This window comes from Pseudomonas sp. FG29, from assembly GCF_057809355.1.
This window is the reverse complement of sequence record NZ_JBMDJU010000001.1, coordinates 141,183-167,768: the sequence shown is the minus strand read 5'-3', so window position 1 is coordinate 167,768 and position 26,586 is coordinate 141,183. Positions and strand designations below refer to the sequence as shown.

Here is a 26,586-nt window from a genome sequence, read left to right as displayed (position 1 = left end):
CCCAAAACAAAACCGGCGCCACAAGGGCGCCGGTTTGATCGAGGCGGAAAACCTCAGAGCGGTTTGCCGCGATTGCCGTGAGCCGCAACGAACTGCTGCACGGTTTTCAGGTCATTGGCCAACACCGTGCAGCGCTCCTCGCGCTGGAACAGATCGGTCAGGTGCGCCGGCAACGCCGGAACGGCGTCGATGCCGGCCTTTTCCACCGCCTCGGGGAATTTGACCGGATGCGCGGTACCCAGCACCACCATCGGCGTGGCCAGGCTGCGACGGCACTCACGCGCGGCGCGCACGCCGATGGCAGTGTGCGGATCGAGCAGCTCGCCGCACTCCTTGTACACCTCGGTGATGGTTTCGCAGGTCTGCTCGTCATTCACCGCCAGCGAATCGAACAGCTTGCGCGCCTCGACCCAGCGATCTTCCTCGACGCTGAAGCCGCCACCTTGCTTGAAGGTATCCATCAAGCCAGCGATAGCCGCGCCATTACGCCCGTGCAGGTCGAACAGCAGACGTTCGAAGTTGGACGAGACCATGATGTCCATGGACGGCGACAGGGTCGGGTGCAGGGTTTCTTTCACATACTGATTGCCGCTCATGAAGCGGTGCAGGATGTCGTTGCGGTTGGTGGCGACGATCAGCTGGCTAACCGGCAGGCCCATGTTGCGCGCCAGGTAGCCGGCGAAGATGTCGCCGAAGTTGCCGGTCGGCACCGAGAAGGCGATGGAACGCGCCGGGCCGCCGAGCTGCAGCGCCGCGTGGAAGTAGTAGACGATCTGGGCCATGATCCGCGCCCAGTTGATCGAGTTGACTGCCACCAGGCGGGTGCCCTTGAGGAAGCCCTGGTCGGCGAAGCTGGCCTTGACCATCTCCTGGCAGTCATCGAAGTTGCCTTCGATGGCGATGTTGTGGATGTTCTCACCGAGGATGGTGGTCATCTGCCGGCGCTGCACTTCGGACACACGGTTGTGCGGGTGCATGATGAAGATGTCGACGTTGTCGCAGGCCTTGCAGCCTTCGATGGCCGCCGAGCCGGTGTCGCCACTGGTGGCGCCCATGATCACCACACGCTCGCCACGCTTGGCCAATACGTGATCGAGCAGGCGGCCGAGCAGTTGCAGGGCGAAATCCTTGAACGCCAGGGTCGGGCCGTGGAACAGCTCCAGCACCCACTCGTTGCCGTTCAGCTGACGCAGCGGCGCCACGGCGTTGTGCTCGAACACACCGTAGGTTTCTTCGAGGATCTTTTTGAAGTCGGCATCAGCGATGGAGCCGGCAACGAACGGACGCATCACCCGGAAGGCCAGCTCGTGATACGGCAGACCCGCCCAGGAAGCGATTTCCTCGACGGTGAAACGCGGCAGATTCTCCGGCACGTAGAGGCCGCCATCGCTGGCGAGGCCAGCCAGCAGCACGTCTTCGAAATTCAGGGCCGGCGCCTGGCCGCGGGTACTGATATAGCGCATGGGATAAACCTTCGTTCGACTGCACCCGCAGGCCTGCGCCTGCGGGTGGACACGGGATTAGTTGAGCTGTTCGACGCGCAGACGCATGACCGGCGAGGTCACGCCATCCAGCGCTTCCATGGCGGCGATGGCCTCGATGATACGCGCCTCGACCACGCGATGGGTCACGAGGATCATCGGCACCAGACCGTCCTGCTCCTCGACTTCCTTCTGCATGATCGACTCGATGTTGATGCCGCGCTCGGAGAGGATGCTCGCCACCTGAGCCAGCACGCCCGGGTGATCCTTGGCCTGGATACGCAGGTAGTAGGCACTCTCGCTCTGCTCGATGGGCAGGATCGGGTGATCGGACAGCGAGTCCGGCTGGAAAGCCAGGTGCGGCACGCGATTGGTCGGATCGGTGGTCAGCGCACGTACCACGTCCACCAGGTCGGCCACTACGGCCGAAGCGGTCGGCTCCATGCCGGCGCCGGCACCGTAATACAGGGTGCTGCCAACCGCATCGCCATTGACCATTACTGCGTTCATCACGCCATTGACGTTGGCGATCAGACGGTCAGCCGGAATCAGCGTCGGGTGCACGCGCAGCTCGATGCCCGCTTCGGTGCGACGCGCCACACCCAGGTGCTTGATGCGATAGCCCAGCGCTTCGGCGTAGTTCACGTCAGCCGTGGTCAGCTTGGTGATGCCTTCGGTGTAGGCCTTGTCGAACTGCAGCGGGATGCCGAAAGCGATGGACGCCAGGATGGTCAGCTTGTGCGCCGCGTCGATGCCTTCGACGTCGAAGGTCGGATCGGCCTCGGCATAACCCAGCGCCTGCGCTTCCTTGAGCACGTCCTCGAAGGCACGGCCCTTCTCGCGCATCTCGGTGAGGATGAAGTTGCCGGTGCCGTTGATGATGCCTGCCAGCCAGTTGATGCGGTTGGCCGCAAGCCCCTCGCGGATCGCCTTGATCACCGGAATACCGCCAGCGACGGCCGCTTCGAAGGCGACGATGACGCCCTTCTCGCGCGCCTTGGCGAAGATCTCGTTGCCGTGCACGGCAATCAGCGCCTTGTTGGCGGTGACCACGTGCTTGCCATTCTCGATGGCCTTGAGCACCAACTCCTTGGCCAGGGTATAGCCGCCGATCAGCTCGATGACGATATCGATCTCGGGGTTGTTGACCAGCTCGAACACATCGCTGGTCATGGCAATGCCGGTGGTGTCGTACTGCGGCTTGGGCGAACGAATGGCGATCTGGGCAATCTCGATGCCGCGACCGGCGCGCCGAGTAATCTCCTCGGCATTGCGCTTGAGTACATTCAAAGTACCGCCACCGACGGTGCCCAACCCACAGATGCCCACTTTGACCGGCTTCACACTCAATTCCCCATCAGCACTGCACGAAACGGCCGGAGCATGCTCCGGCCGCAGATAAAGAGCCGCACCTTACGAAGCGGCTGTTTGTTAGTCAATCCAACTCAGTCATTCGACTCCAGCGCAATCTTGGCCAGCTGCGGCGCCGGCTGGTAGCCCGGAATCATCTTGCCGTTGGCCAGGATGACGGACGGCGTCCCGTTGACGCCGATCAGATGCCCCAGCTCGTACTGCTTGGCCACCGGATTGTCGCAGGTCGCCTCCGGCACCCCCTGACGGGTCTTGGCTTTGTTCATGGCCGCCTGGCGATCCTTGCTGCACCAGACGCTCTGCAACTCACGCGCTGCCGAGCTGTTCATGCCCTGACGCGGGAAGGCCAGATAGCGAACCTCGACGCCCAGACGATTGAGCTCGGGGATTTCGCTGTGCAGCTTCTGGCAGTAGCCGCATTCGGTATCGGTGAAGACGGTGATATGAGTCTTCGCGTCCTTTGCCGGGAAGACCACCATCTCGCTGGTCGGGATGGCGTCGATCTGCTTGGCAACCGCGCGGCTTTCCTCGACTTCGGTGAGGTTGACGGCCTTGCCATCCTTGACCTGGAACAGATAACCCTGGATCAGGAACTGCCCATCGGCACTGGTGTAGAGCTGACGACCGCCCTTGAGCTGAACCTGGTAGATACCCGACATCGGGCTTTCGGCGATGGCCTCGATCGGCAGCTCTGCGTCCAGCGACTTCAGGCTCTGACGGATGGCCTGATCCGGATCGGCGGCCAGGCTGATACTGCTACCCAGTGCCAAAGCCAGGGCGACGGAAAGACGAATCGGGGACATGAATACTCCTGTCGAAGGACAAGCGGCGGAATGGGCACAGCCTACCACAGAAGCGCCACACGGCAGCGCGGCGCTGTGCCAGCGGTGTGAACGGGCAGACGGATCGCTCTGTTCGATTCGGCAACGCCGACGATGTTCCCCATCACCCTCGGGGATGGTGCCGAGCATGCAATTCCTGCAAGCGAGCACGAGCGATATGGGTATAGATCTGCGTGGTGGACAGATCGCTATGGCCCAGCAACATCTGCACCACGCGCAGGTCGGCGCCATGGTTGAGCAGGTGCGTGGCGAAAGCGTGGCGCAGGGTATGCGGCGACAATGCCTTGGCGATCCCCGCTACACGGGCCTGGAGCTTGATCCGATGCCAGAAGGTCTGCCGGGTCATCTGTTCACCACGCAGGCTGGGAAACAGCACGTCACTGGGCTTGCCCGCGAGCAGCAACGGGCGCGCCTCGCGGCTGTAGCGCTCGATCCAGGCAATGGCCTCCTCACCCAATGGCACCAAGCGCTCCTTGCTGCCCTTGCCGAACACACGCAGCACGCCCTGACGCAGATTGACCTGCTCCAACGTCAGACCGACCAGCTCGCTGACACGCAAGCCGCAGGCATACAGCACTTCGAGCATGGCGCGGTCACGCAAGCCAATAGGGTCATCCAGATCAGGCGCCTGCAGCAGCGCCTCGACATCCGCCTCGGACAGCGACTTGGGTAGCGGCCTGCCGATATGCGGTAGCTCGACCTGCAAGGTCGGGTCTTCGCTGATCAGCGTCTCGCGCAACAGAAAGCGGTAGAAACCGCGTACCCCAGACAGGAAACGTGCCGTGGAACGGGCCTGGTAACCCTGCTCCAGACGCCAGGCCAGATGATCGAGAATGGCGTCGCGACCGGCATGTCGTAGCACGAGGCCACGGCCATCGAGCCAGGCATTGAAATGCTCCAGGTCGCTGCGATAGGCGGCCTGGGTATGGGCAGAAAGGCCTTTTTCCAGCCACAGCGCCTCGAGAAAGCGCTCGATCAGTGGATCGGGTAAGGTTGCCATCGAAGACTCATGCACAGGTGAGTCGCCTAGTGTTCCATAGCCCCACGCCGATAGGGAGATCCGATGAGCGAGACACAGATCCTGCTGAGCCTGGGCGGCATCGGCCTGCTGGCACTGGCCAGCCAGTGGCTGGCCTGGCGCATCCGCCTGCCGGCGATCCTCTTTCTGCTGTTCGGTGGCATCCTGGCCGGCCCGCTGCTGGGCCTGCTCGACCCACAGGAACTGTTCGGCCCACTGTTGTTTCCCTTCATTTCCCTGGCCGTCGCACTGATCCTGTTCGAGGGCAGCCTAACCCTGCATCTGTCGGAATGGCGTGAGATCGGCCAGGTGGTACACCGCCTGGTCACCCTGGGCGCCCTGCTGACCTGGGCGGTGATCAGCATAGCCAGCCATTACCTGCTGAATTTTTCCTGGGATCTGGCCCTGCTGTTCGGCACCCTCACCCTGGTCACCGGGCCGACGGTGATCGCCCCGATGCTGCGCGTGGTTCGCCCCACCTCGGCAGTCGCCAATATCCTGCGCTGGGAAGGTATCGTCATCGACCCCATCGGCGCCCTGCTGGCCGTGGTCACCTTCGCCTTCATCGTCAGCTACGCCGAGGGCAACGCCTGGAGCGAGAGCCTAAGCACCTTCGCTGCGGTGATCGCCTGCGGCAGCCTGCTCGGCGCCGCTGCCGGCTGGGGTTTCGGCATCGTCCTGCGGCGCCGCTGGCTGCCCGAATACCTGCACACCTTTGCCGCCCTGGCCGCCGTGCTCGGCGTATTCATCGCCGCCAACTTGATCGAACACGAGTCCGGGCTGCTTGCCGTCACCGTGATGGGCATGTGGCTGGCGAACATGCGCGGCGTGGACATCCGGCCGATCCTGCACTTCAAGGAAAACCTCAGCGTGCTGCTGATCTCCGGCCTGTTCATCATCCTCGCCGCCCGCCTGGATCTGCACGCGCTACTGGCGCTCGGCCCGGTAACACTGCTTCTGCTGGCAGTCATCCAGTTCGTCGCGCGCCCGCTGAATATCCTGGCCTGCACACTGGGCTCCAACCTCAACTGGCGCGAACGCGCGCTGCTGGCCTGGATCGCTCCACGCGGCATCGTCGCCGCAGCCGTCTCGGCCATCTTCGCCCTGCGCCTGGAGCAGCAGGGCAATCCCCAGGCGCAGCTTCTGGTGCCATTGACCTTCATGGTGATCATCGGCACCGTCGTCCTGCAGAGCGCAACGGCGCGCCCGCTGGCACGCCTGTTGAGAGTGACCGAACCGTCGCCGAGCGGCTTTCTGATCATCGGTGCCAACCCCGTGGCCCGAGCACTGGGCAAGGCAATCCAGAGCCTTGGCAGCCAGGTGCTACTGACCGACTCGAGCTGGGAGAATATCCGCGCCGCTCGCATGGCCGGGCTGCCCACCTATTTCGGCAACCCGACCTCGCAGCACGCAGAAGCCCATCTGGATCTGGTCGGCCTCGGCCACCTGCTGGCCGTGTCGCCATCGGCGGAACTCAACGCCCTGGCCTGCATGCACTTCCGCCATGATTTCCCGGGCAACCGACGCTTCACCCTGCCGACCAGCAGCGACGGCAAACGCAGCGACAAGCATCGCAGCAGCGATGAAGTACGCGGCCTGCCCCTGGGCAGCCAGGCCACGAGCTATCCACGTTTCGCCAGCCAACTGGCCCGCGGTGACGAGGTACGCAGCACCACCCTGACGCAGACCTTCGACTGGCCGGCCTATCAGGCGCTGCATGGCAAGCGCGCGACGCTGATCCTGGCCCGCGACCCCAACGGCTGGCTGCATGTCGCCACGCTGCCGCTGACCTTCACACCCACGACCGGCTGGACGCTGACGGCACTGATCGAAACAGAACAGCCTCCAGTTGAGCAGGAAACACCCGACACCAGATAAGCGTCGACCAATAGCCTATCTTTGGTTGGGTGACGAACATGAGCGCCAAGCGCATGATTTCACCATGCCATCAGCCACCCGGAAGCATGCCATGCCCCAACACAGCAACTCGCGACTTGGCCAGATATTGATCAGCAAGGGGCTGATCACCTCCGCGCAGTTGGATGCCGCGATCAAACTGCAACTGGTCAGTCGCCAGCGCTTGGGCGAAGTACTGCTCGAACAGGGCCTGGTCACGCAAAAGCAACTGAGCAAGGCGCTCAAGAAACAGACCAACCTGCGCCTCGCCGCCACGCTGGTAGCCGCCCTGCTGAGCCCCTTCCAGATGGCCAGCGCCGATATCCAGCGATTGCAGCCCCCGACCAGCATCACCCGCCAGGAAACACCGCCCGGCATGCGCAGCCTGAGCGACAGCGAAATGAGCGAGGTTAGTGCGCAAGGCCTGGACGCCGCCCTTCAGGGGCTGCTGCTGCAAGCGGAAAGCGGCGACGGTATGGGCGCGATGCAACAACTGGCGAAACTGGTCATGCCGGCGCTGGAAAGCCTGGAGGCGGAGACCACACTGAGCGATGTGCGCTATGACACCAGCAAGCTACGCTCGACACTCAATGCCGACGGCTCGTTCAACGTCAACCTTCCCAGCTCGATCGGCGAAATGCGCTTCGACAACATTCGCGTCAAAGGCGCGGCCCCAGAACAGAACTTCGGCAGCCTGCGCCTGCACGACATCGACCTGTCACAGGCCAGCTTGAAGATCAGCCTGCGCCCATGACGGAACACAGAAACGAAAAAAGCAGCCCGAGGGCTGCTTTTTTCTTGGAGAGCGTCCGAACTTAGGACAGCTTTTCCTTGATGCGCGCGGCTTTGCCGGACAGGTCGCGCAGGTAGTACAGCTTGGCCTTGCGTACGTCACCGCGACGCTTGACGCTCAGGCTGTCGACCAGCGGCGAGTAGGTCTGGAAGGTACGCTCGACGCCCACACCGCTGGAAATCTTGCGCACAGTGAACGCGCTGTTCAGGCCGCGGTTACGCTTGGCGATAACAACGCCTTCGAAAGCCTGCAGACGCTGACGGTCGCCTTCCTTCACTTTCACTTGCACGACAACGGTGTCGCCCGGTGCGAAAGTCGGGATTTCTTTGTTCATCTGCTCAGCTTCGAGCATCTGGATAATCTTGTTGGTCATGCTGCGCTCCTAAGACAAGCCTCCCGGCCTGCCATCGATACGTTAACTATCGTCCCGCTGGCGGATGTATTCCTCCAGCAGCTTCTTCTCTTCTCCAGAAAGCGAGCGGCTATCCAGAAGATCAGCGCGGCGTTCCCAGGTTCGTCCAAGGGACTGCTGCAAACGCCAGCGCCGGATGTGTTCGTGATTGCCACTAAGCAATACTTCAGGAACACGTTTATCCGCATACACCTCCGGGCGGGTGTAGTGCGGGCAGTCGAGCAGGCCATCCGTAAAGGAGTCCTCCTCGGCCGAGTCGGCATGACCCAATGCACCAGGCAAAAGGCGCGTCACCGCATCGATCAGCACCATGGCCGGCAGCTCACCGCCGGACAGGACGTAGTCGCCGATCGACCATTCCTCATCGACATGCGCTTCGATGAAGCGCTCGTCGATACCTTCATAACGACCGGCAATCAGGATCAGTGCTTCTTCCTGAGCCAGCTCACGAACCGCAGCCTGATTCAGCTGCCTGCCCTGAGGCGACAGGTAGATCACCTTGGCCGCCTCCCCCGCTGCCTGCCTGGCGCTTGCCAGAGCATCCTCGAGGGGCTTGATCTTCATCACCATGCCGGGGCCGCCACCGAAGGGGCGATCATCCACCGTGTGATGTCGATCGGTCGTGTAATCCCGCGGATTCCAGCAATTGAGCTTCAGCAGCTCCTGCTTCACCGCGCGACTGGTGATGCCATACTCGCCGATGGCGGCAAACATTTCCGGGAACAGGGTGATGACTTCTACGCGCATGAGCCTTAGAAATCCGCATCCCAGTCGACCCGCATCTCACCGACTGCCAGATCGATCGAAAGCACGCACTGATCCGTGTAGGGCAGTAGACGCTCGCGATCATCCAGGCTGCCTGCGCAAGCCTTGACCACCATCACATCGTTGGCACCGGTCTCGAACAGATGGTCGACCACACCGAGCAACTGCCCCGCCTGATCAATGACCTTCAAGCCCTGCAACTGGTACCAGTAGAACTCGCCTTCTTCCAGATCCGGCAGCTCGCTACGCGGCACGCAAATCTCGAAACCGGCGTATGTACGCGCGATCTCGCGATCATCCAGACCTTTCAACTTGGCTACCAGCACCTTGCCTTGTAGGCGGCCGCTGGCCAATTCCACTTTTTTTACCTCACCGTCACGCCTGAGCGTCCAGTTTTGGTAATCGAGCACGTTATCGATGGGATCGGTAAAGGAGTACACCTTCACTTCACCCTTGACGCCGTGCACCGAAACAATCTTGCCGAGAACTACCAGATCCTCGGCTACGGCCGGCGTCGTACTCATAAAAGCGCTTAGGCAGCAGCCTTGGCAGCTTCCTTGAGCAGCTGAGCAACGCGCTCAGACGGCTGTGCACCCTGGCTCAGCCAGTAGGTAGCGCGCTCTTGATTGACGGACAGCTTGACTTCAGCACCCGAGGCGATCGGATTGAAGAAGCCGATACGCTCTACGAAGCGACCGTCGCGCGCATTGCGGCTGTTGGTCACGGTCAGGTGGTAGAAGGGGCGCTTTTTGGAGCCGCCACGAGCGAGACGAATAGTTACCATGAGAACATCGTTCCTGTTGTCGGTGCTAACTTGAGGCACACATTAAAAATGGGCCTGGGCCCGAAAGGCCGCATATTCTAAGAGCTTATGCGGCATGCTGCAAGCGGCAGGCTGAAGGCAATTGCAACGCAGACCCAAGGCATAGCCTGAGGCCCGCAACCTACAGCCTGCCGCCACTTTTCTAGAACTTCGGCATCCCGCCACCACCGGGCAGCATGCCGCCCATACCGCGCATCATCTTGGCCATGCCACCCTTGGCGGTGAATTTCTTCATCATCTTCTGCATCTGCTTGTGCTGCTTGATCAAGCGGCCAATGTCCTGCACCTGGGTACCGGAACCCATTGCGATACGGCGCTTGCGCGAGCCGCTGATGATGTCCGGGTCACGGCGCTCGGCCGGCGTCATCGAATTGATGATGGCTTCCATCTGCTTGAACTGCTTCTCGGCCGCGCCCTGGGCGTTACCCATCTGCGACAGGTTGACGCCACCGATAGACGGCAACTTGTCCATCAGGCCGCCGAGGCCGCCCATGTTTTTCATCTGCTGCAGTTGGTCACGGAAGTCTTCGAGATCGAAGCCCTTGCCCTTCTTCAGCTTCTTGGTGAGCTTCTCGGCCTTCTCGCGATCGAGGGTCTGCTCGGCCTGCTCGATCAGGCTGAGCACGTCGCCCATGCCGAGGATGCGCGAGGCGATACGATCCGGGTGGAAGGGCTCGAGTGCGTCGCTCTTCTCGCCCATACCGATGAATTTGATCGGCTTGCCAGTGATCTGGCGCACCGACAGCGCGGCACCGCCACGGGCATCACCGTCGACCTTGGTCAGCACCACACCGGTCAGCGGCAGCGCATCACTGAAGGCCTTGGCCGTGTTGGCCGCATCCTGGCCGGTCATGGCGTCGACAACGAACAGGGTCTCGACCGGCTTGACCGCCGCGTGCAGCGCCTGAATCTCGGCCATCATCTCGGCATCCACGGCCAGACGACCGGCGGTATCGAGGATGACCACGTCGATGAATTTCAGCTTGGCTTCGCGGATCGCCGCATTGGCGATATCCACGGGCTTCTGGCTGGCATCGGAGGGGAAGAAGGTAACGCCCAGATCGCCGGCGAGGGTTTCCAACTGCTTGATCGCTGCCGGGCGATAGACGTCGGCCGACACCAACAGCACCGACTTTTTCTTGCGCTCCTTGAGGAACTTGGCCAGCTTGCCGGCAGTAGTGGTCTTACCCGCACCCTGCAGGCCGGCCATCAGCACAACAGCGGGCGGTGCGGCATTGAGCGCGAGGTCTTCGTTGGCCGCGCCCATCAGCTCTTCCAGCTCGGCACGGACGATCTTCACGAACGCCTGACCCGGCGTCAGGCTCTTGGAGACCTCGGTGCCGACGGCACGCTCCTTGACCTTGCCGACGAAGTCCTTGACCACCGGCAGGGCCACGTCAGCCTCGAGCAGCGCCATGCGCACTTCGCGCAAGGTGTCTTTGATGTTGTCTTCGGTGAGCTTGGCCTTACCCGTGACGTTACGCAGCGTCTGGGACAGGCGGTCGGTAAGATTTTCGAACATGCGCGTTCCTTTGAGGTCCGACCCGACATGGCGGGCATGCGACAAGCGGCGGATTATAGCGAAGTCCCCTGGCTGCCGACACCGCCAGCGGTCTTTCGTGACGACCGCGTTGTGTGCCACACTCAGCGTCTTTCGGGCCCGCCTTATACGGATTTATGCACCCTCTGCTGCCCAGCCTCGCCGCCGCCGTCCTGTATGCCGGCGCTGCCACCTACCAAGGCCTGCGCCTCTCCCAGCGCAGCCCCGTCGACAAGCGCCTCCTTGCACTATTCGGCGCCTTCGCACTTGTGCTGCACGTCGCCAGCCTGTTCTACCAGCTGAATCAGGGCGGCAGCCTCAACCTGGACTTTTTCAATGCCGCGAGCCTGATCGCCTGCGCCGTGATCGGGCTGACGCTGCTGGCATGCCTGCGCATCCCGGTGGAGAACCTGCTGCTGTTGCTGTTCCCGCTCGGCACCCTGACGGTACTCAGCGCCGAGTTCATGCCCAGCGGCACCATCCAGCCCATCGTCGAACACCCCGGCATCCTTGCCCACATTCTCCTGTCAGTGCTGGCTTACGGCATGCTCACCATCGCCGTGGTTCAGTCCGTCCTGCTGCTGCTGCAGGATCATCAGCTCAAGCACAAGCACCCCTCGGGGCTGATTCGCAACTTCCCGCCGCTGCAAACCATGGAAAGCCTGCTGTTCGGCTTTCTCTGGGCCGGCTGGGTGCTGCTGTCGCTGTCGCTGCTGTCCGGCGCGCTGTTCATCGACGACCTGTTCGCCCAACACCTGGCGCACAAGACCATCCTATCCTGCTTTGCCTGGGTGGTATTCGCCGTGCTGTTGTGGGGACGCCATCAGTTGGGCTGGCGCGGCCACAAGGCCATTCGCTGGACCCTCGCCGGGTTCTGCCTGCTGATGCTGGCCTACTTCGGCAGCAAGCTGGTTCGCGAATTTATCCTGCACATCTGAGGCAGTCGTCATGGATGACTTTCATTCGAGCCACCTGCTCGGCCTGCTGATCTTCCTGATTCTCTGCTCGGCGTTCTTCTCCAGCTCCGAGACCGGGATGCTCAGCATCAACCGCTACCGCCTCAAGCATCTGGCCAAGGAAGGACACAAGGGCGCCCGCCGCGTTTCGCGCCTGCTCGAGCGCCCGGATCGACTGCTCGGCACCATCCTGGTCGGCAACAACGTGGTGAACATCCTCGCCGCCTCTATCGCCACGGTGCTGGCGGTGGAAGTCTGGGGCGAAGCCGGCATTGCCATCGCCACCGCCGGTCTCACCGTCATCGTGCTGATCTTCGGCGAGATCACGCCCAAGACCCTGGCGGCCCTGCGCCCCGAGCTGGTTGCCTTTCCCGCCAGCCACGTGCTGATCTTCCTGCTACGCCTGCTCTATCCGGTGGTATGGCTGACCAGTGCGGTGAGCAACCTGCTGCTGCGCCTGTTCGGCGTCGATCCGGCACAACGCGCCAGCGACAGCCTGTCCACCGAGGAGCTGCGCAGCGTGGTGCGCGAGTCGGGCCCGGAGCTGCCGGAGAACCGCCAGAGCATGCTGCTGGGCATCCTCGACCTGGAACGGGTCACGGTGGACGACATCATGATTCCGCGCAATGAGGTGGCCGGCATCGACCTCGAAGATGACCTGGAAACCATCATCGACCAGCTGCGCACCACCCATCACACGCGGCTGCCGGTGTACCGCAGCGACATCAACCAGATCGAAGGCGTGGTGCACATGCGCCAGATCGCGCGCCTGCTCAGCCACAATCAGTTGACCCGCGAGAGCCTGCTGGCGGCCTGCAACGAGCCGTACTTCATCCCCGAAAACACGCCGCTGTCGACGCAACTGATCAACTTCCAGAAGGAAAAGCGCCGCATCGGCATCGTCGTCGACGAATACGGCGACGTGATCGGCATCGTCACTCTGGAAGACATCCTCGAGGAAATCGTCGGTGACTTCAGCAACCAGGACAGCCTGCGCAGCCCCGACATCCATCCGCAGGACGATGGCACTCAGGTCATCGACGGCGCAGCCTACATCCGCGAGGTCAACAAGAGCCTCGGCTGGCACCTGCCCAGCGATGGCCCGAAGACCCTCAACGGCCTGATCACCGAAGCCCTGGAGAGCATTCCGGACAGCCCGGTGTGCCTGAAGATCGGCCCGTATCGCCTGGAAATCCTCCAATCGGCCGAGAACCGGGTGAAGAGCGTGCGTGTCTGGCAGGCGGAAAAGATCAGCGCAGAGGCGGCAGCAGCCGACTGACGTGCGCAGCCAGGCCCTCAGCCCACTGCCGATAGCCCAACGCTGAAGGGTGGTAACCGTCCTCGGCCAGATACTGCGTCTCGAAGCGCAAATCCAGCGCGCAATGCTGCGCCCTCAAGCGCGCTGCCAGAACCTGCAACTCCCCATCGAGCAGCCGCGCACGCCAGCCCATCAGCATCCGCAGCAACCAGGGCAAGGCATGAAAATGCTGCAGCGGCGGCACTGCGCTGAAGGCGACGCGCGCACCGCGCTCGGCCAGCGCGGTCGCCATCGTGGCCATGGACGCCTGCCAACGCGCGCTCGACGTCAGGTGCGTGGTGTCATTGACGCCGAACACCAGCAACGCCAGATCGGCCGGCTCGTCCAGCGCCTGCGGCAAGAGTCGCTCGCACGCCTGCGAGGCGGTGATGCCATTCTCACCCAGAGTGCGCCAGCTCACCGGACGCCGCAGGCGCGCAGCCAAGGCCGAAGCCAGGCAGGCGGCCAGCGCCTGATCAAGATGGGTCACCCCGACGCCGGCCACCGTCGACTCGCCGATCAGCAGCAGGCGCAGGGGTTCAGCGGTAAAGGCCTCACCGGTAATGCCATGGGCCTCACCCTGCGCCACGGGCAGGCGCACCGCCGTGCGCCGGGTATGCCATGCCAGAGGCAATAGCGCCGGCAACAACGACACGGTCAGCGCCCACCAGAGCGCGTGACGGCTCACAGCTGGACGCGTACCGCCCGCGCGCTGCGCAGCGCCTTCTCACGCGCCACTTCGATCGACTCGTCGCGCGCCAGCGCCACACCCATGCGGCGCTGCCCCTTGACCTCGGGCTTGCCGAACAGGCGCAACGCGGTATCCGCCTCGCTCAGGGCCGCGCCGAGATTGGAGAAACTGGCCTGCTGCGAATTGCCTTCGACCAGGATCACCGCCGAAGCCGACGGGCCCATCTGGCGAATGGCCGGAATCGGCAGGCCGAGAATGGCACGCGCATGCAGGGCGAACTCGGACAGTTCCTGGGAGATCAGCGTCACCAGGCCGGTATCGTGCGGACGCGGAGACACTTCGCTGAACCACACCTGATCGCCCTTGACGAACAGCTCGACGCCGAACAGGCCACGCCCGCCCAGCGCTTCGGTCACCGCCAGGGCAACGCGCTCGGACTCGGCCAGCGCCTTCGGGCTCATCGGTTGCGGCTGCCAGGACTCCTGATAGTCACCGTTCTCCTGGCGGTGGCCAATCGGCGCGCAGAAGCTGGTACCACCGGCATGACGCACGGTGAGCAGGGTGATTTCGTAATCGAAGTCGATGAAGCCCTCAACGATCACCCGGCCCTTGCCCGCACGCCCACCCTCCTGAGCATAGTCCCAGGACTTCTGCAGGTCGGCATCGCTTTTCAGCACGCTCTGGCCCTTGCCGGACGAACTCATGATCGGCTTGACCACACAGGGGTAACCGACCGACTTCACCGCTGCGGCGTAGTCCTCGAAGGTGTCGGAGAAGTGATACGGCGAGGTCGGCAGGCCCAGCTCTTCAGCCGCCAGGCGGCGAATGCCCTCGCGGTTCATGGTCAGTTGCGCCGCACGCGCGGTCGGCACCACATTGAAGCCTTCAGCCTCCAGCTCGACCAGCGTGGCAGTAGCGATGGCCTCGATTTCCGGCACGATGTAGTGCGGCTGTTCCTTCTCGATCACTGCACGAAGGGCTGCGCCGTCGAGCATGTCGATCACGTGGCTGCGATGCGCCACCTGCATGGCCGGTGCATTGGCGTAGCGATCCACGCCGATGACTTCGCAGCCCAGGCGCTGCAGCTCGATGACCACTTCCTTGCCAAGCTCGCCGCAACCACACAGCAGTACACGGGTCGCGGACGACGACAAAGGGGTTCCAATACGGGGCATGAGGATTCCTCGAACAGTGAATCAGGAAGGCATTAAAAGACCCGAAGCGCGGGCGCGCTCCAGGCAGCGTTGCAACACCACGCGGCGCTCGGCATTGTCCATGCGGCCCCAGCGGGTGATTTCGTCAGCGGTGCGCTGGCAGCCCAGGCAGATGTCCTGCTCGTCCAGCGCACACACGTGCACACAGGGCGAGCGCACGGGTTTCTCGTCATTCATCGTCAACAACCAGCTCTCGGGCGTAGCGCTGCGCATTATGAACGTAATGGGCAGCGCTGGCCTCCAGCATCTTCTTCTGCTGCTCGCTCAGCTCGCGCACCACCTTGCCGGGGCTGCCCATGACCAAGCTGCCATCGGGGATCACCTTGCCTTCGGGAATCAGGCTGTTGGCGCCGATGATGCAGTACTTGCCGATCTTCGCGCCGTTGAGGATCACCGAGTTGATGCCGATCAGGCTGTAATCGTCGACCGTGCAGCCATGCATCATGACGTTATGACCAACGGTGACGCCCTTGCCCAGGGTCAGCGGAAAGCCCATGTCGGTGTGCATCACGCTGCCGTCCTGCACGTTGCTGTTCTCGCCGATGTGGATCAGCTCGTTGTCGCCGCGCAGCACGGCACCGAACCAGACGCTGGCGCCGGCCTCCAGACGCACCTTGCCGATCAGGTCGGCGCTCGGCGCGACCCAGCTTTCGGGGTGAGCCTCGACACGGGCAGTTCCCAGGCGATATTTCATGAGCGGCATTCCTCAGCGCAGATGGATGAAATGTTCAGGCGGCTGGTGCAGGGCGATGTCGGCGTCGTAAAGCAGATTGACCAGCTCGACCACCATGATCGCGGTCAGGCCCCAGATGCGGTACTCGCCATAGGTGTAGGACGGCACGTACCAGCTCTGCCCGAGGTAGTCGATGCGGTGGGTGACCTCACGCGGGTCGCTGCGGAAGAACTCCAGCGGCACCGAGAACACCGCCGCGATTTCAGCATCATTGGCCTTGTACTCGACATAATCGGGCACCAGCCCGACGTAGGGCGTGACCCGGATGCCATGGCGCGACACCAGCGGGCTGAGCGGCCCGACCACTTCGACCAAGCCAGGCGGCAGACCGACCTCCTCCTCCGCCTCGCGCAGTGCAGTGTGAATGAGGTCGCGATCCTCGGGGTCACGGCGCCCACCGGGGAAAGCCACTTCGCCACCGTGGGTCGACAAGCCACTGGCGCGCAGCGTCAGCACCAGTTCGGGGTCTTCGCTACGGGTGATGGGTACCAGCACCGCCGCCTCGGGCAAATGGCGGTTGGTCTCCAGAGTACGCGGGCTGTATTCGCGCACACGATGGAGCAGCTCATCCTGCATGGTCACACTCGCATGTTGTTGTAGTTGGGCCTTCCCGCTTCGCCGTGAGCCGCGAACGAATCAGTGACAGACCCCGGAATCATGGCATGAAAGGCGCTGGCCGCCCAACTCCGGGTTAGGGCACGCTGGCCGAATTCGCGGGCTTGCCGGCCAGACGCCGCACCAGCAAGATAGCGCCAGGAAACGAGGACAGAGCATGAAATTCTGTAACCAGTGCGGCAAGCCAGTGACCCACATGATACCCCCTGGCGACAACCGCCTGCGCCACGTGTGCGGCCATTGCGACACGGTGCATTACGAAAACCCGCGCATCGTTGCCGGCTGCCTGCCGGTGTGGGGTGAACAGGTGCTGCTGTGCCGTCGCGCCATCGAGCCCAGGCGCGGTTACTGGACGCTGCCGGCCGGTTTCATGGAAAACGGCGAAACCATCGAGCAGGCCGCCGCCCGCGAAACCCTGGAAGAAGCCTGTGCCCGCGTACGCGCGCTCAGCCTCTATACCCTGTTCGACCTGCCGCACATCAGCCAGGTGTACATGCTGTTCCGCGCCGAACTGGTCGACCTGGACTTTGCCGCCGGCGAGGAAAGCCTGGAAGTCCGGCTATTCGCCGAAAGCGAGATTCCCTGGGCAGAGCTGGCTTTCCCGACCATAGGCCGTACCTTAGAATGCTTCTTCGCCGACCGTCGGCAGAATGTCTTTCCGGTGCGTAACGAGCCACTCGAGCCGCTGCGTCCCCACTCCACATCCCGTTGACCTTTGCGGATACCCTCGATGCGCTGGCTGTTCACCCTGCTTTGTCTGACCCTCAGCTTCAACACCCTGGCCAGCAGTCCCGTCGTCGACGGGCAGCGAACGGTGGACAAGGTGCTGGTGATGAAATCCGAGCGCAAGCTGTACCTGCAGCAGCGCGGCGAGACCATCAAGAGCTACCGCATCTCCCTCGGCAAGCAGCCCGATGGAGCCAAGCAGCGCGAGGGCGACCTGCGTACGCCGGAAGGTTTCTACTGGATCGACTGGCGCAAGCCCAGCGACAACTATCAGCTCTCCCTGCACATCTCCTACCCCAACGCCCGCGACCTGGCCAAGGCAAAGCAAGCCGGTGTGCCGCCGGGCAGCATGATCATGATTCACGGTACGCCCGTGGACGAAGAGTACCCGGAGTGGTTCTTCCACACCCTGGACTGGACCGAAGGCTGCATCGCCATGAGGAACGCCGACATTCGCGAGGTCTGGAACCTGGTCAAGGACGGCACGCTGATCGAAATCAGGCCCTGAACCGCTACATTGAAAAAGGCGCCATCGGCGCCTTTTTCATATCGACTAGAACTGCAGATCGGATAACCGCCAGACGTCGAAGGCTGGCGTTTCATAGGGGTGACTCTTCTTCAGCGCCTTGACCGCATCGTGGATCAGCTCGTCGGCGACGACCATTTCCACCTTCCACTCGGCCACCTCTTCAATACTGCCAACTTCGCCAATGAACGGCTGGCTGCCCTCCAGCGCCCGGAACTGGCCGCGCCCCAGTACCTGCCAGCAGCAGTTGTCGTAGCGGCCAACGCGCCCGCCACCGGCTGCGAACACCGCCTTTTTCACCGGTTCCAGATGGGCTTCCGGCACGTAGAAACACAGTTTGTACATCAAGCTCTCCGCAAATGGGCAACCGAACAACAGACAATCCATGACGCCAATATGATGTCACTTTGACATGCCATTGTCTTGAGATCACCCGCACAAAATCACAGCTCACAACGAACGATTCGCTGTTTTCGACCCCGACGCAGGCTGTGACGTTCTCAGTTACCCGAGAAAAAACGTCGCCACTTGTCGATCAGGCCTGGGGCTGGCGGACTATGACTGCCATCGCAGTAAGGCAGGCTGGCGGAAAGACGGCAGCGACACAGCAGCAGACGCTGCTCGCGCTCGGGACACAGCTCTAGAGACTGTTGGCAATCAGGCGTGCAGTCCGGCATCTCGGGCGAATGCCCGCAGCGGCACAGGCGATGGGTTTCACCTGGGCGGACTAGGCTAACTTCGGGAAGGATGGGGCGAGCGTTTTCGGCCATGGCAGCGTAGCCCGGATGGAATCCGAGGAGTGTGCCAGGGATCATTCCCGGATTGCATCCGGGCTATGCGCCCTGCTCCCCTTTCCCGCTTGCGGGAGGAGAGGGTTCGGCGCGGGGCACAACACCCTCTCCCGCCCTTCGGGCACCCTCTCCCATGAATGGGAGAGGGTCAGCAGAAGGCCGCTGCGCGGCCGCTATTAGTCCACCCAAACGCGGGCGTTGCGGAACATGCGCATCCAGCCGGCGTCTTCCTGCCACTCGTCCGGGCGCCAGGAGTTCTGCACGGCGCGGAACACGCGCTCAGGGTGCGGCATCATGATGGTGACGCGGCCGTCGCGGCTGGTCAGGCCGGTGATCCCGCGCGGCGAGCCGTTGGGGTTGGCCGGGTAGGCTTCGGTGACCTTGCCGTGGTTGTCGACGAAGCGCAGGGCCACAGCGCCGGACAGATCGGCCTCGAGCAAGGCTTCCTCGCTCTCGAACTCGGCATGACCTTCACCATGGGCGATGGCGATCGGCATGCGCGAGCCGGCCATGCCCTGCAGGAAGATCGACGCCGACTCCTGCACCTGCACCATGGCCACGCGCGCCTCGAACTGCTCGGAGCGGTTGCGCACGAAGTGCGGCCAGGCCTCGGTGCCCGGAATCAGCTCGTGCAGGTTGCTCATCATCTGGCAGCCGTTGCACACGCCGAGGGCGAAGCTGTCCTTGCGCTCGAAGAAGGCCTGGAAGCCTTCACGGGCACGGGCATTGAACAGGATCGACTTGGCCCAGCCTTCACCGGCACCCAGTACGTCGCCGTAGGAGAAGCCACCGCAAGCCACCAGGCCCTTGAACTGCTCCAGGCTGACGCGACCGGCAAGGATGTCGCTCATATGCACGTCTATCGCGCTAAACCCGGCGCGGTCGAACGCGGCGGCCATTTCCACCTGACCGTTGACGCCCTGCTCGCGCAGGATCGCCACTTGCGGGCGCACGCCTTTCTTGATGTAGGGCGCGGCGATGTCGTGGTTGACGTCGTAGCCGAGCTTGACCGACAGCCCCGGGTTGTCTTCTTCCAGCAGCAGGTCGAATTCCTGGTCGGCGCACTGGGCGTTGTCACGCAGGCGCTGGATGCGATAGCTGGTTTCCGCCCACTGACGCTGCAGCAGACGACGCTCGCCGGTGAATACCGCTTCACCCTGGAAGCTGACGATGATGTCGCCGTTGTTGACCGGCTGACCGATCACCGCTACGCAGTCATCGAGACCGGCTGCGCTGAACTGCGCCAGCACTTCGGCGGTGGCGTCCTGGCGGACCTGGATCACCGCACCGAGTTCTTCGTTGAACAGCACGGCCGGTAGCTCGGCTGTGGCATCGGCCAGGGCGTCGAGGTTCAGGGCCAGGCCGCAATGACCGGCGAAGGCCATTTCCAGCACGGTGGTCATCAGGCCACCGTCGGAGCGGTCGTGGTAGGCCAGGATGTGGCCGTCGGCGTTCAGGCCCTGCACCACGGCGAAGAAGGCCTTGAGGTCTTCGGCATCGTCAACGTCTGGCACCGTCTGGCCGATCTGCGCATGGGTCTGCGCCAGGATCGAGCCACCCAGGCGATCCTGCCCACGACCGAGGTCGATCAGGATCAGGTCGGTTTCACCCTTGTCCATGCGCAGTTGCGGGGTCAGGGTCTGGCGCACGTCCTGTACCGGGGCGAAGCCGGAGATCACCAGCGACAGCGGCGAGGTCACGCTCTTCTCGCCCTCTTCGTCCTGCCAGCGGGTTTTCATGGACATGGAGTCCTTGCCCACCGGGATGGTGATGCCCAGCGCCGGGCACAGTTCCATGCCGACGGCCTTGACGGTGTCGTAGAGGCGGGCATCTTCACCCGGATGACCGGCAGCGGCCATCCAGTTGGCCGACAGTTTGATGTCGGAGAGTTTGTCGATGCGCGCGGCGGCCAGGTTGGTGATGGTCTCGCCAACGGCCATGCGGCCGGATGCCGGCGCGTCGAGCAGCGCCAGCGGCGTGCGCTCACCCATGGCCATGGCTTCGCCGGTGTAGACGTCGAAGCTGGTGGCGGTCACGGCGCAATCGGCCACCGGCACCTGCCAGGGGCCGACCATCTGATCGCGAGCCACCAGGCCGGTGATGGTGCGGTCACCGATGGTGATCAGGAAGCTCTTGCTGGCCACGGCCGGATGGCGCAGCACACGCGATACCGCGTCCTGCAGATCCAGGCCAGAGGCGTCGAAGTCATCGCCCTGCTCCGCCTCGCGGCTGACGCTGCGGTGCATGCGCGGCGGTTTGCCCAGCAGCACTTCCAGCGGCATGTCCACCGGGGTGTTACTGAAGTGGCTGTCGGTCACGGTCAGGTGCGGCTCGGCAGTGGCCTCGCCGACCACGGCGAAGGGGCAGCGCTCGCGTTCGCAGATGGCCTGGAAACGCTCGAAGTCAGCGGCGTCCACGCTCAGCACGTAGCGCTCCTGCGACTCGTTGCACCAGATCTCGTGCGGGGCCATGCCCGGCTCGTCGTTGGGCACGTTGCGCAGCTCGAAGCGGCCACCACGGCCACCGTCGTTGATCAGCTCCGGCAGGGCGTTGGAGATACCGCCGGCGCCGACGTCGTGGATGAACTTGATCGGGTTGGCCTCGCCCAACTGCCAGCAGCGGTCGATGACCTCCTGGCAGCGGCGTTCCATTTCCGGGTTCTCGCGTTGTACCGAGGCGAAGTCCAGATCCGCCGAGCTGGCACCGGTGGCCATCGACGAAGCGGCACCGCCGCCCAGGCCGATGAGCATGGCCGGGCCACCGAGCACGATAAGCTTGGCGCCGACGGAAATCTCACCCTTCTGCACGTGATTTTCGCGGATGTTGCCGAGGCCGCCGGCGAGCATGATCGGCTTGTGGTAACCGCGCACTTCCTCACCGCGCGGGCTGCTGACCGCCTGCTCGAAGGTACGGAAGTAGCCGTTGAGCGCCGGACGACCGAATTCGTTATTGAACGCAGCGCCGCCCAGCGGGCCTTCGATCATGATGTCCAGCGCGCTGACGATGCGCTCGGGCTTGCCGTAGGGCTTTTCCCAGGGCTGGAGGAAATCGGGGATGTTCAGGTTGGAGACCGAGAAACCGGTCAGGCCGGCCTTCGGCTTGGCACCACGGCCGGTGGCGCCTTCGTCGCGGATCTCACCACCAGAGCCAGTGGAGGCGCCGGGGAACGGGGCGATGGCGGTCGGGTGGTTGTGCGTTTCCACCTTCATCAGAATGTGCACCGGCTCCTGCACCGCGCCGTACTGGCGGGTCTCAGGGTTGGGGAAGAAGCGCCCGGCGGTGTGGCCGACGATGACGGAGGCATTGTCCTTATAAGCGGACAGCACGCCTTCGTTGTGCATCTGGTAGGTGTTCTTGATCATGCCGAACAGCGACTTGTCCTGGCTCTCGCCGTCGATGTCCCAGCTGGCATTGAAGATCTTGTGGCGGCAGTGCTCGGAGTTGGCCTGGGCGAACATCATCAGTTCGATGTCGTGCGGATTGCGCCCCAGGTCATTGAAGCTCTTCACCAGGTAGTCGATTTCGTCCTCGGCCAGGGCCAGGCCCAGATCCTGGTTGGCCTGTTCCAGCGCGGCGCGACCACCACCGAGTACGTCCACGGCGGTCAGCGGCTTGGGCTGGGCATGGCTGAACAGCGCACCTGCGTCTTCCAGGGCGCCCAGCACCAACTGAGTCATGCGGTCATGCAGCAGGCTGGCAACGGTGGCGCTGTCGGCTTCGCTCAGTTCGCCACTCACGTAATAGGCGATGCCACGTTCCAGACGCTGGATCTTGCTCAGGCCGCAGTTACGGGCGATGTCGCTGGCCTTGCTGGCCCAGGGCGAGATGGTGCCGAAACGCGGAATGGTCAGGAACAGCTTGCCGCTGGGCTCCTGCACCGGCACGCTCGGGCCGTACTTGAGCAGGCGCGCCAGCACCTGTTCTTCATCGGCAGTCAGAACGCCGGTGACATCGGCGAAGTGTGCGAACTCGGCGTACAGCCCGGTCACGGCCGGCACCTTGCTGGTCAGTTGCTCGAGCAATTTGCCATGGCGGAAAGCGGAAAGAGCGGGAGCGCCGCGCAGAATCAACATCGTCGGAACAGCCTCTGGAGAAGGGGGTGTGCTTAGAGGCCGTGCATTCTAGCCTAAAGCCGCGCGCGCGGCACCCGTGCCGCGCCGTTTCAAGACGGGCGAGCGCTAGCAGAGAAGCGCCTCGCTGTCGAGATATGGCACTGGATGCGCTTTGCGTATACTGCGCCGATGTTTGCACGACCTGCGATACGCATGCGTTGCGCCACAAGGCTGTTGGCGATTGGAACCCTCCTGATGCTTGCTGGCTGTGGCGAAGAGCACAAGCCCAGCGTACTCGAGCAGGTAAAGGCGGAGGGTGAGCTGCGCGTGGTCACCCGAAACAGCCCGTCGACCTATTTCCAGGATCGTAACGGCGCGACCGGTTTCGAATACGAACTGGCCAAGCGCTTCGCCACCGACCTGGGCGTGGAACTGAAGGTCGAAACCGCCGACAACCTCGACAGCCTGTTCGCCAGCATCGACCGCAAGGACGGCCCGGTACTCGCCGCCGCCGGCCTGATCGATACGCCCCTGCGCCAGCGCCAGGCACGCTTCTCCATCCCTTATCTGGAAGTCACCCCGCAGGTCGTCTACCGCCAGGGCGAATCACGCCCGACCAAGCCGGAAGACCTGATCGGCAAGCGCATCCTGGTACTGGCCGGCAGCAGCCATGCCGAACAGCTGGCCGCCCTCAAGCAACAACTTCCGGATCTGCAATTCGAAGTCTCCGACGCCGTCGAGGTGGTCGACCTGCTGCGCATGGTCGACGAAGGTCAGATCGACCTGACCCTGGTCGACTCCAACGAACTGGCGATGAACCAGGTGTACTTCCCCAACGTGCGCGTTGCCTTCGACCTGGGCGAAACCAACCGCATGCGCTGGGCCGTCGCCGCTGGCGAAGACGACAGCCTGCTGCAAGAAATCAACGCCTTCCTCAAGCGCGCGGAAGCCAACGGCACCCTGCAACGCCTGAAAGAACGCTACTACGGCCATGTCGACGTGCTCGGCTACGTGGGCGCCTACACCTTCGCCCAGCACCTGCAGCAGCGCCTGCCGCGCTACGAGCAGATGTTCCGCCACTCGGCCCGCACGCATCAGGTGGACTGGCGCCTGCTGGCCGCCATCGGCTATCAGGAGTCGATGTGGCAGCCTGGCGCCACCTCCAAGACAGGCGTGCGCGGGCTGATGATGCTGACCCAGCGCACGGCGCAATCGGTCGGCGTCGCCAACCGTCTCGACCCCAAGCAGAGCATCGAAGGCGGCGCGCGCTACTTCCTACAGGTGCACAGCCAGTTGCCGGAAGACATCGCCGAACCGGATCGCACCTGGTTCGCCCTGGCCGCCTACAACGTCGGCGGAGGGCATCTGGACGACGCACGCCGCCTGACCGAAGCCGAGGGCCTGGATCCGAACAAATGGGCCGATGTGCAGAAGATCCTGCCGCGCCTGGCGCAGAAGCAGTGGTACAGCAAGACGCGCTATGGCTACGCCCGCGGCGGCGAGCCGGTGCATTTCGTGCGCAACATCCGCCGTTACTACGACATCCTGACCTGGGTAACCCAGCCGCAGCTGGAAGGCACCGAGGTCGCCGAGAGCGGCATCCACCTACCGGGCATCGACAAGCGCAAGCCCGAAGACGAAACCCCGCCGCTCTGACGCCTGCCGCCCTCAGCGCAGGCTCTGATTACCCACCGAGCAACGACTCTGTGCCCGCTTGGCCTGCGGCAAGGCCGCCAGTTTCGACGCGCACTGCGCCTGGCTAGGCATCCGCTCGACCTTGAGATTGGACGCTTCGTCGATGCTGATCAGGTAGGGATGGCTGTAGCGCGCCCGGTCGTTCCACTCACTGAAGTGCTGCGTGGTGAACACGCAGCGATAATCCAGCTGGCCGGTGAAACCCTTGAAGCGATCCCGCATGAAGATATGGTGATAGCGCAGCCAGTCGCGATCACGCTGTCCATCGCGCACGGCCACCCGGCACTCCTCCAGGGTGGTGATCTCTGGCTCATACAGAAAAATGCTCTGCGCCAGGTTGGAGCCACCCAGTTGCACGGTGGCCAGCAGATACACGTCTCGCTGCTCGGCCAGAGCCGGAGCCGCCACCAACGCCAACAGCGCCATCAATCGCCTCATCATCTCTCCCTGTAAAAGAACAGCTCAGCTACGCCGCGCCTTGAAGAATGCTTTCAACAGCGCCCCGCTCTCCTCGGCCAGCAGCCCGCCCTCTACCATCACCCGATGATTGAGAAAGCCCTGCTCGAAGAAACGCCCCTGACTGACCGCCATGCCGGCACGCGGCTCGCTGGCGGCGAACACCACACGGGCGATACGTGCATGCACGATAAGCCCGGCGCACATGCTGCAAGGCTCCAGCGTGACGTACAGGGTGCTGCCCGGCAGGCGGTAGTTCTGCACGCTTTCCGCTGCGGCGCGGATCGCCACCATCTCGGCATGGGCGCTGGGGTCATGGCGTGAGATCGGGCAATTGAAGCCACGCCCGATAATTTCACCGTGCTGTACCAGCACCGCCCCCACCGGCACCTCGCCCAGCTCGGCGCCCTGGCGTGCCAGCTCCAGCGCCGCCTGCATGAAAGGCTCGTCGAGAGATCGGTCGATGATTCGCGGTCTGTTCATGGAGAGTGAAATGCCAGCAGGCGCCGTTGAATGTGCGCAATGTACAGACAACGGCGCGGAAAGAAAGCCCCGCCCTTACCAGCCGGACGGCAACAACTGCAGAGCACTGAGCACTGCATAGACAGCGCTGGCCAAGTAGATCAGCACGATCACCCCCTGCAGCACCGGATGGGCAATCCAGCCGCACTGCCAGGCCGGCTGCAGATCACCGCTGCGGCGCGCCTGGCGCAGCATCAGGATCGGCATGATCGAAAGGATCACGCCACTGAAGGCGCCGGCGAAATACAGCGCGTTGACGAAGCCGACCATGCCGCTGTACGCCAGCACGAACGGTGGCACGCACACCAGGCCGAGTACCATCAGGCGGGTCTTGGGCTGCGACTCGGCGCCGAGCGACTGGAACTTGTCGAAGATGTTGGTCAGGAAGCTGCCGCCCAGGCCCCAGTACGAGGTCATCATGGCGCACAGGGCGAAGGTATTGGCGGTGTAGAACGCCCACTGCCCCAGCGCCTCGCCCCAGGCCAGGGTGGCCACCTCGGACTGATTTTCCAGACCGGTCAGGGCGATCACCGAAGCCGGCACGATGGCCAGCAGGACGAAGGTGCTGATCATCCCGGTGATCACCGCGCGCGGCAGCAACTGCGGGCGATCGGCGAAACCACGGGCCATCTCCGGCACGATGTACTGCGCCGAGAAGCAGAACACGGCGATGTTGAACACCGGCACCATGTAGACCCAGTCGCCTTCGAGCAGACGCGCGGCATCGGTGTTCTCATTGATCAGCGTCGCGACCACCAGAATCAGGATCATGCTGACCATGCCGATGCTGATGAACTTCTCGCCCTTGCCGATCGCGCTCAGGCCCAGATACAGCACCAGCGCCGCCGGGACGAAGAACAGCAGACTGCCCAGCGCCGGACTGATGCCGAGGAACGCCGAGAGAATCTTGCCGCTGCCGCTCATGTAGGCGATCAGCGCGCCGATGCTGTTGACCGCGACCGAAAGAAAGATCGCCCAGGAACCGAACGAGCCGACGTAGCGCTTGGCCAGCCCGCTGAGCTGGCTGTGCGCACGGGTGCGCAGTGCGGTTTCCGAGACGTAGAGCATGGTGATGGTGGTGAAGATGCCGGCCACTGCCAGCCAGATCAGCAAGGGCATGAAGCCGGCCTTGCGACTGGCGTAGGCCATTGACAGTACACCGGCCCCAATATTGGTGCCCACGATCATGGCCACGGCTTCGAGGAAGCTCAGGCGCTTGACCTCCAGCCCCGATGCGGCCGTCGGCTCGGCGCCGGCTTGCTCCGCCACGGAGCGGATCTGCGTTTCACTCATCACAACACCTCTACAACGAAATCAACGTATCAGGAGGGCCTGAACCGAACTGCCACGGCCTTTGTTCTGAACGGTGAA

Annotated in this window: 27 protein-coding genes; 7 read left to right on the top strand and 20 right to left on the bottom strand. The window is 63.3% G+C overall.

Annotated features, from left to right (window positions below; all coding sequences use genetic code 11):
* Positions 1-53: 53 nt before the first annotated feature.
* The 4 genes from thrC to xerD form a co-directional block, all read right to left on the bottom strand.
* Complete coding sequence (thrC, locus tag ACODS1_RS00875) at positions 54-1,463, bottom strand: threonine synthase (protein WP_489084157.1); 1,410 nt, start codon at positions 1,461-1,463, stop codon at positions 54-56.
* A 57-nt stretch (positions 1,464-1,520) separates the two neighbouring features.
* Entirely contained in the window at positions 1,521-2,825 is a 1,305-nt protein-coding gene (locus ACODS1_RS00870) for a homoserine dehydrogenase (RefSeq protein ID WP_489084156.1), read from the bottom strand.
* A 101-nt stretch (positions 2,826-2,926) separates the two neighbouring features.
* Positions 2,927-3,655, bottom strand: coding sequence for a bifunctional protein-disulfide isomerase/oxidoreductase DsbC (gene dsbC, locus ACODS1_RS00865; protein ID WP_322981059.1), 729 nt, complete (start codon positions 3,653-3,655; stop codon positions 2,927-2,929).
* Positions 3,656-3,797: 142 nt separating this feature from the next.
* The gene (gene xerD, locus ACODS1_RS00860) at positions 3,798-4,694 is read right to left on the bottom strand and encodes a site-specific tyrosine recombinase XerD (RefSeq protein WP_489084155.1); all 897 of its coding nucleotides are present in this window, start codon (positions 4,692-4,694) and stop codon (positions 3,798-3,800) included.
* Positions 4,695-4,757: 63 nt separating this feature from the next.
* Here xerD and ACODS1_RS00855 point away from each other — a divergent pair, with 63 nt between their 5' ends.
* The gene (locus tag ACODS1_RS00855) at positions 4,758-6,590 is read left to right on the top strand and encodes a cation:proton antiporter (protein ID WP_489084154.1); all 1,833 of its coding nucleotides are present in this window, start codon (positions 4,758-4,760) and stop codon (positions 6,588-6,590) included.
* Positions 6,591-6,681: 91 nt separating this feature from the next.
* Positions 6,682-7,362 carry a cyclic di-GMP-binding domain-containing protein, MshE-related gene (locus ACODS1_RS00850; protein ID WP_489084153.1) on the top strand — a complete coding sequence of 227 codons (681 nt, stop codon included), beginning with the start codon at positions 6,682-6,684 and terminating at the stop codon, positions 7,360-7,362.
* Between the two features lie 61 nt (positions 7,363-7,423).
* Here ACODS1_RS00850 and rplS read toward each other — a convergent pair whose 3' ends face one another.
* The 5 genes from rplS to ffh form a co-directional block, all read right to left on the bottom strand.
* A complete protein-coding gene (gene rplS, locus ACODS1_RS00845; RefSeq protein ID WP_003246155.1) occupies positions 7,424-7,774 on the bottom strand; it encodes a 50S ribosomal protein L19 in 351 nt (116 codons plus the stop codon).
* A gap of 42 nt (positions 7,775-7,816) precedes the next feature.
* Positions 7,817-8,560: a tRNA (guanosine(37)-N1)-methyltransferase TrmD gene (gene trmD, locus ACODS1_RS00840; protein ID WP_322981063.1), complete on the bottom strand. Its 744-nt coding sequence runs from the start codon at positions 8,558-8,560 to the stop codon at positions 7,817-7,819.
* Positions 8,561-8,565: 5 nt separating this feature from the next.
* Positions 8,566-9,102, bottom strand: a complete 537-nt coding sequence (gene rimM, locus ACODS1_RS00835; RefSeq protein WP_489084152.1) for a ribosome maturation factor RimM — start codon at positions 9,100-9,102, stop codon at positions 8,566-8,568.
* 8 nt (positions 9,103-9,110) lie between these two features.
* Positions 9,111-9,362: a 30S ribosomal protein S16 gene (gene rpsP, locus ACODS1_RS00830; RefSeq protein WP_009403592.1), complete on the bottom strand. Its 252-nt coding sequence runs from the start codon at positions 9,360-9,362 to the stop codon at positions 9,111-9,113.
* Positions 9,363-9,543: 181 nt separating this feature from the next.
* Complete coding sequence (gene ffh, locus ACODS1_RS00825) at positions 9,544-10,923, bottom strand: signal recognition particle protein (protein WP_322981065.1); 1,380 nt, start codon at positions 10,921-10,923, stop codon at positions 9,544-9,546.
* A gap of 155 nt (positions 10,924-11,078) precedes the next feature.
* Here ffh and ACODS1_RS00820 point away from each other — a divergent pair, with 155 nt between their 5' ends.
* Both ACODS1_RS00820 and ACODS1_RS00815 read left to right on the top strand, forming a co-directional pair.
* Positions 11,079-11,879, top strand: coding sequence for a cytochrome C assembly family protein (locus ACODS1_RS00820; protein ID WP_489084151.1), 801 nt, complete (start codon positions 11,079-11,081; stop codon positions 11,877-11,879).
* 10 nt (positions 11,880-11,889) lie between these two features.
* Complete coding sequence (locus ACODS1_RS00815) at positions 11,890-13,176, top strand: HlyC/CorC family transporter (protein ID WP_489084150.1); 1,287 nt, start codon at positions 11,890-11,892, stop codon at positions 13,174-13,176.
* On the opposite strand, the gene ACODS1_RS00810 is transcribed toward ACODS1_RS00815, so the two are convergent.
* Genes ACODS1_RS00810 through ACODS1_RS00790 form a run of 5 tightly spaced genes read right to left on the bottom strand, consistent with a single transcriptional unit; the run spans position 13,148 to position 16,408 of the window.
* On the bottom strand, positions 13,148-13,882 hold the full coding sequence (locus ACODS1_RS00810) for an SGNH/GDSL hydrolase family protein (RefSeq protein ID WP_489084149.1): 735 nt from the start codon (positions 13,880-13,882) through the stop codon (positions 13,148-13,150). The two genes, ACODS1_RS00815 and ACODS1_RS00810, sit on opposite strands and share 29 nt — an antisense overlap.
* The gene (gene purT / locus ACODS1_RS00805) at positions 13,879-15,060 is read right to left on the bottom strand and encodes a formate-dependent phosphoribosylglycinamide formyltransferase (protein ID WP_489084148.1); all 1,182 of its coding nucleotides are present in this window, start codon (positions 15,058-15,060) and stop codon (positions 13,879-13,881) included. Before purT ends, ACODS1_RS00810 begins: the two co-directional genes overlap by 4 nt.
* A gap of 21 nt (positions 15,061-15,081) precedes the next feature.
* Positions 15,082-15,276, bottom strand: a complete 195-nt coding sequence (locus tag ACODS1_RS00800) for a DUF1289 domain-containing protein (RefSeq protein WP_147810018.1) — start codon at positions 15,274-15,276, stop codon at positions 15,082-15,084.
* Positions 15,269-15,793, bottom strand: coding sequence for a gamma carbonic anhydrase family protein (locus ACODS1_RS00795; protein WP_489084147.1), 525 nt, complete (start codon positions 15,791-15,793; stop codon positions 15,269-15,271). Before ACODS1_RS00795 ends, ACODS1_RS00800 begins: the two co-directional genes overlap by 8 nt.
* A gap of 12 nt (positions 15,794-15,805) precedes the next feature.
* On the bottom strand, positions 15,806-16,408 hold the full coding sequence (locus ACODS1_RS00790; protein WP_322981071.1) for a CoA pyrophosphatase: 603 nt from the start codon (positions 16,406-16,408) through the stop codon (positions 15,806-15,808).
* Between the two features lie 196 nt (positions 16,409-16,604).
* Between ACODS1_RS00790 and ACODS1_RS00785 the strand changes: the two genes are divergently transcribed.
* On the top strand, positions 16,605-17,159 hold the full coding sequence (locus tag ACODS1_RS00785) for an NUDIX hydrolase (RefSeq protein ID WP_322981072.1): 555 nt from the start codon (positions 16,605-16,607) through the stop codon (positions 17,157-17,159).
* 18 nt (positions 17,160-17,177) lie between these two features.
* Positions 17,178-17,681 carry a L,D-transpeptidase family protein gene (locus ACODS1_RS00780; RefSeq protein ID WP_322981073.1) on the top strand — a complete coding sequence of 168 codons (504 nt, stop codon included), beginning with the start codon at positions 17,178-17,180 and terminating at the stop codon, positions 17,679-17,681.
* Positions 17,682-17,726: 45 nt separating this feature from the next.
* On the opposite strand, the gene ACODS1_RS00775 is transcribed toward ACODS1_RS00780, so the two are convergent.
* From ACODS1_RS00775 to purL, 3 genes are all read right to left on the bottom strand, one after another.
* Entirely contained in the window at positions 17,727-18,044 is a 318-nt protein-coding gene (locus ACODS1_RS00775; protein ID WP_489084146.1) for an NGG1p interacting factor NIF3, read from the bottom strand.
* A gap of 155 nt (positions 18,045-18,199) precedes the next feature.
* Positions 18,200-18,376 carry a CDGSH iron-sulfur domain-containing protein gene (locus ACODS1_RS00770; protein ID WP_489084538.1) on the bottom strand — a complete coding sequence of 59 codons (177 nt, stop codon included), beginning with the start codon at positions 18,374-18,376 and terminating at the stop codon, positions 18,200-18,202.
* Positions 18,377-18,666: 290 nt separating this feature from the next.
* Positions 18,667-22,563 carry a phosphoribosylformylglycinamidine synthase gene (purL, locus tag ACODS1_RS00765; RefSeq protein WP_489084145.1) on the bottom strand — a complete coding sequence of 1,299 codons (3,897 nt, stop codon included), beginning with the start codon at positions 22,561-22,563 and terminating at the stop codon, positions 18,667-18,669.
* Positions 22,564-22,731: 168 nt separating this feature from the next.
* Here purL and mltF point away from each other — a divergent pair, with 168 nt between their 5' ends.
* Positions 22,732-24,198, top strand: coding sequence for a membrane-bound lytic murein transglycosylase MltF (gene mltF / locus ACODS1_RS00760; protein ID WP_489084144.1), 1,467 nt, complete (start codon positions 22,732-22,734; stop codon positions 24,196-24,198).
* Positions 24,199-24,210: 12 nt separating this feature from the next.
* Here mltF and ACODS1_RS00755 read toward each other — a convergent pair whose 3' ends face one another.
* From ACODS1_RS00755 to ACODS1_RS00745, 3 genes are all read right to left on the bottom strand, one after another.
* Positions 24,211-24,678 carry a hypothetical protein gene (locus ACODS1_RS00755; RefSeq protein WP_489084143.1) on the bottom strand — a complete coding sequence of 156 codons (468 nt, stop codon included), beginning with the start codon at positions 24,676-24,678 and terminating at the stop codon, positions 24,211-24,213.
* 21 nt (positions 24,679-24,699) lie between these two features.
* Positions 24,700-25,176, bottom strand: a complete 477-nt coding sequence (gene tadA, locus ACODS1_RS00750; RefSeq protein WP_489084142.1) for a tRNA adenosine(34) deaminase TadA — start codon at positions 25,174-25,176, stop codon at positions 24,700-24,702.
* A gap of 75 nt (positions 25,177-25,251) precedes the next feature.
* On the bottom strand, positions 25,252-26,508 hold the full coding sequence (locus ACODS1_RS00745; RefSeq protein ID WP_489084141.1) for an aromatic amino acid transport family protein: 1,257 nt from the start codon (positions 26,506-26,508) through the stop codon (positions 25,252-25,254).
* Between the last annotated feature and the right edge of the window lie 78 nt (positions 26,509-26,586).